At 31.0% G+C, this 12,390-nt stretch carries 10 protein-coding genes and 1 riboswitch; of the genes, 2 read left to right on the plus strand and 8 right to left on the minus strand.

Annotation, left to right across the window (positions count from 1 at the left end):
* Positions 1-36 precede the first annotated feature (36 nt).
* The 7 genes from kce to ACWJJT_RS09355 form a co-directional block, all read right to left on the minus strand.
* Entirely contained in the window at positions 37-861 is an 825-nt protein-coding gene (kce, locus tag ACWJJT_RS09325) for a 3-keto-5-aminohexanoate cleavage enzyme (protein ID WP_462954518.1), read from the minus strand.
* Between the two features lie 158 nt (positions 862-1,019).
* Positions 1,020-1,400 carry a 3-aminobutyryl-CoA ammonia lyase gene (gene kal / locus ACWJJT_RS09330; protein ID WP_216302313.1) on the minus strand — a complete coding sequence of 127 codons (381 nt, stop codon included), beginning with the start codon at positions 1,398-1,400 and terminating at the stop codon, positions 1,020-1,022.
* Positions 1,401-1,600: 200 nt separating this feature from the next.
* Positions 1,601-1,781: riboswitch (Lysine riboswitch) on the minus strand.
* A gap of 121 nt (positions 1,782-1,902) precedes the next feature.
* Positions 1,903-2,154, minus strand: a complete 252-nt coding sequence (locus tag ACWJJT_RS09335; RefSeq protein WP_462954519.1) for a cysteine-rich small domain-containing protein — start codon at positions 2,152-2,154, stop codon at positions 1,903-1,905.
* A 38-nt stretch (positions 2,155-2,192) separates the two neighbouring features.
* The gene (locus tag ACWJJT_RS09340) at positions 2,193-3,284 is read right to left on the minus strand and encodes a hypothetical protein (protein ID WP_462954520.1); all 1,092 of its coding nucleotides are present in this window, start codon (positions 3,282-3,284) and stop codon (positions 2,193-2,195) included.
* Between the two features lie 343 nt (positions 3,285-3,627).
* Positions 3,628-5,955, minus strand: coding sequence for a methyl-accepting chemotaxis protein (locus ACWJJT_RS09345; protein WP_462954521.1), 2,328 nt, complete (start codon positions 5,953-5,955; stop codon positions 3,628-3,630).
* Positions 5,956-5,997: 42 nt separating this feature from the next.
* Entirely contained in the window at positions 5,998-8,109 is a 2,112-nt protein-coding gene (locus ACWJJT_RS09350) for an efflux RND transporter permease subunit (protein ID WP_462954522.1), read from the minus strand.
* A 24-nt stretch (positions 8,110-8,133) separates the two neighbouring features.
* Positions 8,134-8,757 carry a TetR/AcrR family transcriptional regulator gene (locus ACWJJT_RS09355; RefSeq protein ID WP_462954523.1) on the minus strand — a complete coding sequence of 208 codons (624 nt, stop codon included), beginning with the start codon at positions 8,755-8,757 and terminating at the stop codon, positions 8,134-8,136.
* Between the two features lie 317 nt (positions 8,758-9,074).
* Between ACWJJT_RS09355 and ACWJJT_RS09360 the strand changes: the two genes are divergently transcribed.
* Positions 9,075-10,181 carry an AI-2E family transporter gene (locus ACWJJT_RS09360; protein ID WP_462954524.1) on the plus strand — a complete coding sequence of 369 codons (1,107 nt, stop codon included), beginning with the start codon at positions 9,075-9,077 and terminating at the stop codon, positions 10,179-10,181.
* 105 nt (positions 10,182-10,286) lie between these two features.
* Here the strand turns inward: ACWJJT_RS09360 and tsaD are convergent, their stop codons facing one another.
* Positions 10,287-11,309 carry a tRNA (adenosine(37)-N6)-threonylcarbamoyltransferase complex transferase subunit TsaD gene (gene tsaD / locus ACWJJT_RS09365; RefSeq protein WP_462954525.1) on the minus strand — a complete coding sequence of 341 codons (1,023 nt, stop codon included), beginning with the start codon at positions 11,307-11,309 and terminating at the stop codon, positions 10,287-10,289.
* A 393-nt stretch (positions 11,310-11,702) separates the two neighbouring features.
* Here tsaD and ACWJJT_RS09370 point away from each other — a divergent pair, with 393 nt between their 5' ends.
* Positions 11,703-12,341 carry a RusA family crossover junction endodeoxyribonuclease gene (locus tag ACWJJT_RS09370; RefSeq protein ID WP_462954526.1) on the plus strand — a complete coding sequence of 213 codons (639 nt, stop codon included), beginning with the start codon at positions 11,703-11,705 and terminating at the stop codon, positions 12,339-12,341.
* The last annotated feature ends 49 nt before the right edge of the window (positions 12,342-12,390 follow it).

A 12,390-nucleotide genomic window follows, 5' to 3' on the forward strand; every position in this document is an offset into this window, starting at 1 on the left:
CTCTTATTTATCTTGAAGATATAACAATTATCAGTTTTATATTTTGTTTAAACCCAATATCTCTCTTGCTTCTTGTGGAGTGGCAATTTCTCTGTTAAGTTCTTTCGCAAGTCTAACTACTTTTTCTACTAATTCTCCATTTGATTTAGCTGGTATACCTTTTTCAATATACACATTATCTTCAAATCCAACTCTTACATGACCACCCATTACAATAGTCACAGCTGCCATTTGAAATTCAAATCTACCAATACCTGATACAGTGTAAGTACTTCCCTCTGGCACGCTTCCTGCCATAAATACTAAATCTCTTGGCGAAGCAGTTATCCCACCATTTACACCCATAACAAAGTTAAAATGCATTGGTGTTTTTATAAAACCTTTCTTTTGAAGTCTTATTGCCATGTCTACCATGCCCTTATCAAAAACTTCAATTTCTGGTTTTACACCCATTTCAATCATCTTTTTACCAAATTCTTTAATAGTGTTTTCAGTATTTACGAATACATCATCGCCACCAAAATTACAAGTACCTGCATCTAAGGTTGCCATTTCTGGTCCTAAATCAACTGGTTGTAATCTTTCTGCATTACTCATTCCCACAGCTCCGCCTGTTGATGGTTGAACAATTGCATCCGGACATCTTTCTTTAATAGCTTCAATACAAGCTCTAAATCTTTCCCTGTCTTGAGTAGGTGTTCCATCATCTTTCCTTACGTGTAAATGAATGATGCTAGCTCCTGCTTTATAAGCTTTTTCCGCTTCTATTGCCACTTCCTCAACAGTATAGGGTACATTTGGATTATGTTCTTTTGTAACTTCCGCTCCAGATATAGCTGCAGTAATTATTAATTTTTCCATGTGCTACCTCCTTATAGTGCTTCGTGGTGCAAAAATAATTACTATCTACCATAATATTTATGATAAGTTATGTATATTATGATAATTTTGCACAAACTTATTTAGCAACTAAAATATTAACCACTAGGTGAAAAAGTTTACATTAATTCTCTTGCATATTATTTTCTTTGGTTTTCTTTTAGAACTACGCAAGTTCCGCTTGCCTTACAAACTATTATTGGTTCTTCTAATACATCACAAGCTGAATCATTTATATCTGGTCTTGGTACTATAACTTTTCTTGCTTCGAAAATCATTTTTCTTGATGAATTCCCTACCTTCACTATTTCTCCAACAGCTTCTATATAGTCACCTGCATAAACTGGTGCTAAAAATTCTACAGCATCGTATGCTTTGAATAATCCTTCATCACCATCGTTCATAATTAAAAGTTCTGTAGCTACATCCCCAAATAATTGAAGCATTCTTGCTCCATCTACTAAATTTCCACCGTAATGTGCATCATGTGCACTCATTCTTAACCTTATTAAAGACTTCATTTTATTTTCCTCCTCGTTTATTGTAGTTATACATTTTGTAATTTTAGGAATTTTGTAAAAAACAACAAATCTGTGTTGTGTATCTTTTAGAAAATGCCTTATGTTAATTTATTTTGAAATAAAAAAAGGCACTGATTTTTCAGCGCCTTAATTAACCAAAGTACTAGGTCTATTAATGCAATGAAAAAACATCTTTTCATTACATAAATAGCTCTCCATAAGAACTCTTATGGCAGTGATAGAAATACTACTTTCTATCCCCAAGAATAAATTGAAGAACCAAAATATTCTTTCGGCAAACAAATACTTCATTTTTGACATTGGATGTTCATATCCTTATCATTCAAAAATTACCTCTTTATCTGCACCTCTATTTATGTGAAACTATTAAATTTTATTTTTAACTTCTTTAACTCTTACTTAATTATAATACGTAAACGTTTCAAATGCAATATTTTTTTAAAAAAATACTGCTTTAGTAAAAAATCTTTTTTCTTAGTTATTATTTTCCTTTTGCTTTATTTACTTCCACTATCTTGCTTACTATATGGTCATATCCATTTTCAGAATGCGGAATCATGCAATTTGAGCAATCTTTAACACCATTTACGAATTTTCCATTTCCACCACATTTCTCTAGAAAATATAGTGGACAATAGCAAAATAAACAATTAAATTTTTCATTATCTTTAACCTCATGGCATGGGAAATATTCACAATCTTTATTTCTAAAAAATTTATAATTATAATTCATTTTTAACCCTCTTTTAATATCTAGTTTAGTTCCGAATTCTAAAAAATTATCACATTATATATATCTATATCTTCTAATATTGTTTGTTCTAAAATAGATTCTTCAGGGAATTGCTTATTCAAAATTTGTTTAAACTTTTTAAGTTGCCCCGCAGAAAGTTCTGTTTGCTTTGGTAAATTATTTTTTTCCTTAATTATATTGCCTGCTTCTAATTTATATATAAATTTGTCCCCTATAATATTTATAATATTTTTATCATCAAATTTTAAATCTCCAGTTATGTCACTATTTATACTTGTCTTGTTTAAATCACTTATAGATTTTCCATCATTATTAATTTTAGCTACATTAATATAAGCACTTACTTCACCATTCGAATTCTTTGAATCTGAATTCCAACTTCTAAAGGCGATCATTTTACCATCTTTAGATATCACTCCATCATATATTTCCTCCTTATCATCTATACTTTCAAAAATTTTATTATCATTAATATACAAATTGGCTCTAGGTTTTGGAAATATATGAGGTGTAACGCTATAAAGAATGCTTTTTTTATTAATAATAATATCTCTTATGGTACCAACGCATGATATTAACTCCAATTTGTTTTTTATGTTATATATTGCATAGCCTGAAGCTGACGGATTAATATGACCCGTAATCAAAATATTTTCATTATCTATCCACTTTAGTTCAATAATTTGTTGAACGTCTTTATTATTTATATCAATCTCTGTTGATTTTTCAGTTTTAATATCATAAACAATTATGTGAGCCGGATTTATTTCTTTTTCTTCATTAAAAGACCTAAATACTATTTTGGTTCTATCTGGAGAAAGTTGTAATAATTCTTTTGAATTTGAATTATCTCCTAAAGATTTAATCTGTTCATTTATTTCATCATAAAGATAAACGTTATTGTCCTTCTCAAATGCTATCCTTGTTAGCTTAGCATTCTTTGCATTTTGATCCTTACTTTTAATTTCAGTTTCTTTACTAGATATAGTCTCTATATTTTTGTTGATTTTATTTAAATAAGCCCTCAGTGTCAATATACTTAGAGATAAACACATCGCTACAATGAGTAACTTTAATTTTTTTTTCGTTATTTTTTTATGTCCAGTCATAATTTTGCTCCTCGTTTAAATTCATAACAATTAATATTTTAAATCATTGAAACATAGATTATTATACTCCACTTATATTAGTGTATCAACTGGAATTTTTTAATGTTTTACACTGTTATTTATATGTTTACAATTTAAAAATATACAACATTTATTTTATCTTTAAGTTATGATTTTTTTATAAATATTAACATTGGTTTATCCGTACAAAAGTAATAAAAGGCATTAGTTTAAATTTAAACTAATACCTTTTATTACTTTTAAAATGACTTCCGCATTTATTATAGATACTTTCCATAAATTCTACCTAAACAGGTATCTATCTTCATTTTTAAATTTATTATTATTTTTTTACTTGATCATTGCTGCTAAACAAGTTCTTTGCCCATGCTAAAAATCCCTTCTTTTCTTGTTTTATCTCTACAACCTTTTTATCTTCCTTAGTTGTCACAGTCTTTACCTTTATCCCATCAGTTTTCATAACAAATTTAACTTTACCATCCATCTTATCACCTACACCTGAAAATGTACCATAATTATTAGATATTTTTACAAGTTCATCTTTCACATCAATAACATCTCGCACATCTCCCATTTTGCTGTCAATTTCGCCACTTATCTTTTGAATGCCCTCTTTATCGAATTTTTTCATATTTTCATCTAATTCTTTATTGCCATTTGCTAATTTATTGGCACCTTCTTTTAATTTTCCTGATCCTACAGAAAGTTCACCCACCGCTGAATTTAGTCTACTCGATCCTTCTGTTAATGGTTTTATCCCCTCATTGTTTAATTTTGTTAAACCATCTGCCACGCTTTGAGATCCTACCACTAATTTATTAGTACTTTCTCCCATAACTTTTGTTCCTGCACTTAAGTCTTCTGCTGCATTATTTAACTTATTCGCTCCACCTTCGAGTCCCTGACTACCAGTTTTAAGCTTTCCTGCAGCTGCTCCTAATTGTTCTGTCCCTTGCGCAAGTCCTCCTGCTCCATTAGCTAATTCACCAGTTTTATCTGATATTTGTTTTGTTGCCTTAGCTAATTCTTTTGACCCTGACGCTGCATTCTTTTGTCCTTCTTGAAGCTGACTCATACCTGTATCTACCTGCTGTGAACCAGTTTTGATTTTTTCTATGCCTTCTTCAAGTTCATTTAATCCTTGTAACAATTCATTGCCGCCATCCTTTAAAGCTATAAGACCCCCTTTTTCATTTTCTAATCCACCATTTAAGTTTCCTGCTACTTCACCTGTACCAGGGATTTCCCCAAGGAACCCAATAAGTCCCTGTAATTTTTCAATTCCTAATATTAAAGAATCAGTAGCTTTTATCTCTGACATTTTACCTTTTTTTAGTTTATCTATACCTTCTAAGCTTTGCTCTACTCCATTTGTTACTTTTTTTTGACCTTGCTGTAGATCCCCTGTAGAATTCACCATTGTATCTAGTCCCTCACTTAGTGATTCCATTTTAGTCGACACTGTATTAGTCCCTTCAGCTAACTTATTAGCTCCATCTGAAAGCCCTTTAGAACCTGCAACTAATTTGTCTGTTCCATATGCTACCTTACCTGCTCCATCAGCAAATGCTTTCGAATTTGCAGCAAATTCTACTGTACCTGATCCAAATTGCTGTGCTCCACTACCGAGTTTTCTAGTTCCTGCCTCAAATTCTTTTAATCCACCTGCCACCTTCTGAGCACCACTTTGTGCTGCACTTGTACCGTCGCCAATCTTTATCATACCAGTATTAAATCCTGAAACCCCAACGCCTAGCTTAGTTACTCCACCATTAAATAATGTCATATTATCAGCTAAAGCCTTTTGACCAAGGTCTAATTTGCCTGTTCCCTCAGCTAGCTTGGTACTAGCATCTTGTATGTTATTAATGCCTTTAGTTAAATCCCCTAAAGATGAGGCACTTTTAAACTCTTCCATATCAGGAAGTTCTGGAGTCCCTGTTATCATTATAGGACCCATTTCAAAGTTTTCTACCTGTGCAGTAATTTCTAAATTCTCTTTTAAGTCTAAAGTAGTCTTTTCTAAATCCAAGCTTTCCTTCATACCTGGAAGAGAAATGAAAGTGACTATTTGATTATTCCCATCATTAATCATTTTCCCACCGCTAATCTTAACATTTCTAAAATTATCTATTGGCAAATCTAGTACAGTTACAGTGCTAAATGGAGTATATATTTTTCTGTTTTTCCCTTTAATATTAACCATACGGCTTTCATTATTCTTATAATCAATTTTTATTTTCACTTCTCCACTTTTACCTGCCAAATCCTCTGGTTTAATTTCTTTTCCATTAAGCTTGTATTTAACATTTACATCAATAGGAAGTTTTTTATCAGTAGTACCTCTATAATAGACATCATTACCACTTATCTTCCAATTTAAACTCTCACCAATACCATTTGGTTTTTCTTCACCCTTTACATTTTTTATATCCTTTAATATAGATTTATCATGAATTTCAATATTTTTCTCGTTAGAGTGAAGCCAATCACTTACTATTTTTTCTTTAACCTCCCCTTGCTGATTTAACGTAACATAAACAGTCTCATCCTTTTGAATTAACTCAGTAGCATAAGTCATATTTGGAATAACTAATGCACCTATTAACACGATACTTAATAATCTTTTTGACATACATTTATTTTTCACGTTAATACATCTCCCCTATAGTTTTGCTTTCAAAAGTTTTTCTTAATTTTCTGATTGTGATTCTGATTTTAGTTCACTACTTGCTTGTGTTTTAGATTTAAAATTTCTACTCGTAATTATTATTAATTTTTCACTTACTAATAGTATAGATGGAAGAACAAAAAGGATAATTCCCATACTTATTACTGCTCCCCTTGCCATCATTGTGCATAGTGAACTTATCATTTCCATGTCAGAAATGATCGCTACCCCTGCAGTAGCTGCGAAAAAGGTTAATGCACTGGTTACAATAGATTTAGCAGAGCCCTTAACTGCGATTTCCATAGCCTTGTTTTTCTCGTATCCATTTCTCATTTCTTCTCTAAATCTTGTTGTCAGTAATATTGCATAGTCAACTGTAGCCCCCAACTGTATAGTTCCAATAACTATAGATGCTACAAATGGAATCACATTTCCCATATAACATGAAATTGCCATATTTATGAATATTGCGAGCTGTATAGCTAAGACCAGAATTACTGGCAAAGATACAGATGTAAACACTATAAGTATTATAGCGAATATTGCGCCAATAGATGCTATGCTAACATGTTTAAAGTCAACATCCGCTATTTCTGTCAAATCTTTAGTAAGAGGTCCTTCTCCTGAAACCATTGATTTCGGGTCATATTGTTTTGTAACTTTAATTACTTCATCTATCTGATCATTTTCTTCTTTTGTAGCTGCCTTATATTTAGAATTTGCCATTATTAGTTTATATCCGCCCTTTTGAACAATGGCTTTAATATCTTCTGGGATAAAGCTCTCTGGAATAAGTGGTCCTAAGTACTTATCTGAAGCAAGTACCTTGTCAATTCCATCTACCTTTTCTATTTTCTTTACCATTTCCTTAACTTTATCAGTTTCAAGCTTATCATTTATTACAATAAAGTGTGTCGAAGTCATATTGTAATCTTTCTTTAGTTTATTTGTTGCCACAATAGAATCCAAATTCTTTGGTAGCGATTCATCTAAGTTGTAATAAACCTTAGTGTGGTTATTTCCGTAAATAGCTGGTATAAATGCAAGTAAAAATACTATAGTTATTACTTTATAGTGTTTAGTAGCCAGTTTTGATGTTTTATCAAATTCAGGTAATATGGTTTTGTGACTAAATCTATGAATAGGTTTATCAAACACTAAAATTAATGCAGGCAATACTGTTACCGTAGTTATAACCCCAAGCAAAACGCCCTTTGCCATTACTAGCCCAATATCCTTACCTAATGCAAGTTGCATGGTACATAATGCTAAGAAACCTGCTATAGTTGTGAGTGAGCTTCCTGATATAGCGACCATGGTATTTGCAATAGCATCTCCCATTGCCCCTATATGATTATTTGGCATAAGTTCTCTTTCCTCATCGTATCTATGAAGTAAAAATATTGAATAATCCATAGTTACACCAAGTTGAAGTACTGCTGCTAATGCCTTTGTAACATAAGAAATTTGCCCTAAGAATATATTTGTTCCCATATTATATAATATGGCATACCCTATCCCTAACAAGAAAATAAATGGAATTATAACCGATTGCATTGTTAAAGATAAAACTACGACTGATAGTATTACTGCAATCATTACATAAAATGGTGTTTCTTTATCCGATAAATCTTTAGTATCCTTTACAATTGCCGATATACCACTTAAATAACATTGTTTATTTGTTACCTTCCTTATATTAGTTATACCATTTTGTGTGGCTTCTGAAGATGCTGATTCTTTAAATTTAATTATTAACATAGTAGAATTACCACTATAAAAAGAGCTTTTAATTTCATCTGGCAAAATCTCCTTAGGTATAGTAGTATCTAAAATATCATCAACCCAAATAATTTTTTCTACACCTTTAACCTTTGAAACCTTTTCTTTTATTTTTAAAACATCCTTGCCTTCCATATTATCAACAATAAGCATTGAAGTGGCTGCGTTTGAGAATGTTTTATCTAAAATATTTTGTCCCTTCATGGAATCAAGTTCTTGTGGTAGATAGGTAAGAAGATCATAATTTATTTTTGTATTTACCATTCCAATTACGGATGGAACCAGTAGCAATGTAGAAATAATTAAAATTATTATCCTGTTTTTAGCTATAAAATGTCCGAACTTTTTCAATTAGGTCATCCCTCTCTTAGAAAATTAATTTTGTAATATTTTCTTAATAGTTTTAAATAACACAGGTTTCATATTATCTATAGTATCTGGTTCCTCCAAAATAATTGAGCTATAGCAAACCGAACCTGTTAGTTCAATAATCATAAATAATATCTTTTCAGCTTCCGCTATACACATCGTTTCACTCACTATATTATCCATAAATACTTTTGCGATTTCCTTCATTTCGTTGTACTCCAAAGGTTCTGCTATCACCTTTCTATAAATACCCCAAGAAAGATTTTTATATATAAGCCTTAAAAGCTTTTTATCTTCCTTTAAATATTCAATTATATAATCTACAAAGAAGATTACTTTATCATTAAATTCTTCAAACTCCTTATTCATAGATACCTCAATAGCTTCTTTTAAGACTTTTGAACTCTTTCTTAAGACTATCAAGTCAATAATGTGATATTTGTCTTTAAAATAAAGGTAAAAAGTTCCTTTAGCAACTCCTGCTCCTTTTACAATATCATTTATAGCAGTGTCATTAATCCCTTTAGTTGTAAAAAGTTCATAAGCTGAGTCGTATAAGCTCCTTTTCTTCTTTAATTTGTTCATTTCCGATTTACTTTGTTTTTCTTTAATAATTTCAATTTTTTTCATAGTGCATTTACCACCTAGTTTTTAATTTTAATTTATGACCAACGGTCATTTGTTCACCACACTTATTTATTATATACTTTTATTACCATTAGTCAATGACAACATTGTAAATATATTGTAAATCTCTAAAATATTGTTATATACTAATTGCTAATTTAACTACTTATTAACCGTCCCGCAAAAAACAAAAATAGTCACTATAAACCTTATACTAACTTGAAATGTGTTATAAATATTCTTTAATTTTTATATTTATGATATACTTACATCATCGTATTATTTTTAAAGTAATTATTAATTAAGGAAGTGAATTGAGCTTGTTCAAAGATAAAAAAATCCCTTATTTAAATTTAATCCCTATAATCTTATTATCGCTTATTTTATTTCGAATAGTATACCACATAGAATTAGTTACCAATGCCCTTAGTATTTTTATATCGTACATAAGTTCATTTATATGGGCATTCGGTATAGCCTACTTATTAAACCCCGTAATGGTCAATATTGAAAAAAAGTTCCATACAAAGCGTAATCTAACTCTACTTATTATGTATATATGTGTTTTAGGCATAATAGTTTTTAGTATCACTATACTAACGCCTAGTATAGGTGAAAGTATTCGCGAACTAACAGTTTCAACTCCCGAGTATATATCTAAAACTCGAATTTGGTTTTATGAAAATATGGATAAGGTTCAATTGCTTGATAAATATGGTGTAACTAAATATTTAGACGAAACTACCTTAACACTTATGTCTAACTTAAGTAAATATCTAAATACCGGTATCAGTGTTGCCTTGCTAACAGCCGTAGGTTTTACCTCCTCTTTTATGAAATTTCTGCTTGGATTTGTTGTATCTTTGTATCTTTTAAAGGATAAAGAATCCTTAATATTAAATATAAAGAGACTAATTTATGCTATCTTAAAAAAAGAAAATGCAGATGGGTTTATAAAATTTAGCAAAGAAGCCAATTATATCTTTTCAGGTTTTGTTATCGGAAAATTTATTGACTCTGTTATTATTGGTATTATATGCTTTGTAGGACTTAGTATTTTTAGAATACCTAATGCTATTTTTATAAGCTTAATAGTTGGAATTACAAATATGATTCCTTATTTCGGACCATTAATTGGAATGGTTCCTGCTTTTTTCATTACCCTATTCTTTAGCCCTATAAAGGCTTTTTGGGTGCTTATATTCATTATTATTCTTCAGCAATTTGATGGATTATATTTAGGGCCAAAGATCCTTGGGAAATCTGTTGGTTTAAGCCCTTTACTTATTATCCTTGCAATACTCATAGGTGGCGGAACCTTTGGGGTTCTTGGAATGTTCCTTGCAGTACCCACAATGGCGATTATTTTACTGATAGTTGAAAGGTTCATTAACAGGAAGCTTGCGGAAAAGGATATTGAATTATAAGAATATTTTCAAAAAGGAATGCGGATATATTGTAATATATCCGCATTCCTTTTTTATATAAAATTCACTATGTTTGTTCTTTAGTAACTCTATATTTATATTATCCTATCTTTCTCCAAGTTTTAAGTTCGGTATCGCATTTAGCGTTAGCGGTGAAATTCTTCCTTTAATTAATTCAAAGTAAGCTGCACTTCCAATCATAGCTGCGTTATCAGTGCAAAGTATCATTTCTGGAAACAAAACTTTTATGTTCTTCTTTTGCCCTTCTTTTATCATTGTCTCTCTAAGGCAAGAATTTGATGCCACACCACCCGCTATTGTTATTTTATCTACGCCTTTAATTTCACATGCCTCTAGAGCATTATGAACCAAAACATCAACCACTGCCTTTTGAAAAGATGCGGCCACATCTGGTACATTAATTGTTTCATTTTTCATGTTCATTTTATTCAGATAATTTAGCACCGAAGATTTAACTCCACTAAAAGAAAAATCTAAGGTATCTTCATGAAATTTAGCTTTCGGAAATTTTATAGCATCTGCATTGCCTTCTTTTGCTATTTTATCTATTTTAGGACCACCAGGGTATCCTAGCCCAATTGCCCGAGCCACCTTATCAAAGGCTTCTCCTGCTGCATCATCTCTAGTTTGAGCCATGACCTCAAATTCACCGTGGTCCTTCATATATACAATAAATGTATGTCCACCCGAAACTACCAAACACATAAATGGTGGTTCAAGTTCTTTATATTGAATAAAATTGGCACTTATATGACCTTCTATATGATTAACTCCAATTAAAGGTTTATTCGTTGCATATGCGAGCCCCTTAGCATATTGAACTCCTACCAGCAGTGCTCCTACTAGCCCTGGGCCATAAGTTACTCCTATTGCATCTATATCATCTAGTGTAACTTTAGCTTCGTCCAACGCCTCTTGAACTACAGCACTTATTGCTTCTATATGCTTTCTAGATGCCACCTCAGGAACAACACCTCCAAACTTTTCATGTATATCAATTTGTGATGCAATTATATTTGATAGAATCTCACGACCATTCACGACTACTGCCGCCGCCGTCTCATCACAACTCGATTCAATTGCAAGTATTTTAATATCCTTTTCCATTGTTTTTACCACCTTTAATATAGTTTATATAATTTTTTTCTCTATATTCATAAAAACATCCTAAGAACTTTATGTTCAATGAATGTTTACATCTGTTAATAACATAAATCAATTATACTTTATTAACTTTAGCATATCAAATTTTTATATGTATTTCCAAGTGTACTTACTTAAGTGTACTCACTTACTTGCTTAAGTGTACTCACTTACTTGCTTAAGTGTACATAAATAGATTTAAACTAAGTATTTATCTTTCTATGATATAATTGCATATGTGATAATATTATAGAAAGTTCAATTAAGTCATTAAAAAAATAACAAATCAAATATTCAAACTTTTTTGAATATGGCTATTAGTTATTATCTATTTAAGATAGATCCTAGGAGGGACATATGAGTAACACCTACGCAAAGGTCATAATAAAAGGCTCACCTATTTCAAAATCTAATTTTAAACTTTTCAACATGAATGGCAGAGCTATTTTACCTTATAATTCCGGGAAGTACCATGATAGATACGCTCTGTATGAGGAAGAGATTGCTTATCAATGCAGAATCCAAAATTGCAATATTTTTTTAACAGAATCCCTTATTGCTGTTCTAAAAGTATATTATAAAAGTATAAAAAGGCATCCTGATACAAACAACATAACTAAAAGCATTTTCGATGGTATAGAGAAAAGTGGTCTTATAGTAAATGATGCCCAAGTTACAAGACTTATTATCGAGGAGTTTTATGATAAAGAAAATCCTAGATTTGAATTAGAACTTTTTGCTGAAAGTACATATGCTATGAATTACGCAATAGTTGAAAAAGAAGAAAAACAGCAACCTATAAATTACGATCCACCCTCAAATAAAAAAAACACCATAGGTGCTAAAGTAAATAAGCCAAAATCTGTGGCTCTTAACAGCTCTACGTCAAAACTAATATGTGAAATATGTAGAAAGCCGGTGTCAAAGGATGAATGCATTTCAGCCAATAAGGGTAAAACTACTATATGCAAAAACTGCTTCAAAAAATTATTTTAGTAAAAGCTCAAACCATTTTAACGACATTTCAGAAGGAAAGTCTCCCACT

The organism is Clostridium sp. CM041 (assembly GCF_055081035.1).

What these genes read in the sequence shown, in the direction of transcription:
- ACWJJT_RS09355 (WP_462954523.1), bottom strand. Translation starts at nt 8,757, where the DNA reads ATGAAAAAAATTGAAATTATTAAAGAAAAACAAAGTAAATCGGAAATG.
- ACWJJT_RS09335 (WP_462954519.1), bottom strand. Translation starts at nt 2,154, where the DNA reads ATGAATTATAATTATAAATTTTTTAGAAATAAAGATTGTGAATATTTC.
- kal (WP_216302313.1), bottom strand. Translation starts at nt 1,400, where the DNA reads ATGAAGTCTTTAATAAGGTTAAGAATGAGTGCACATGATGCACATTAC.
- ACWJJT_RS09370 (WP_462954526.1), top strand. Translation starts at nt 11,703, where the DNA reads ATGAGTAACACCTACGCAAAGGTCATAATAAAAGGCTCACCTATTTCA.
- tsaD (WP_462954525.1), bottom strand. Translation starts at nt 11,309, where the DNA reads ATGGAAAAGGATATTAAAATACTTGCAATTGAATCGAGTTGTGATGAG.
- kce (WP_462954518.1), bottom strand. Translation starts at nt 861, where the DNA reads ATGGAAAAATTAATAATTACTGCAGCTATATCTGGAGCGGAAGTTACA.
- ACWJJT_RS09340 (WP_462954520.1), bottom strand. Translation starts at nt 3,284, where the DNA reads ATGACTGGACATAAAAAAATAACGAAAAAAAAATTAAAGTTACTCATT.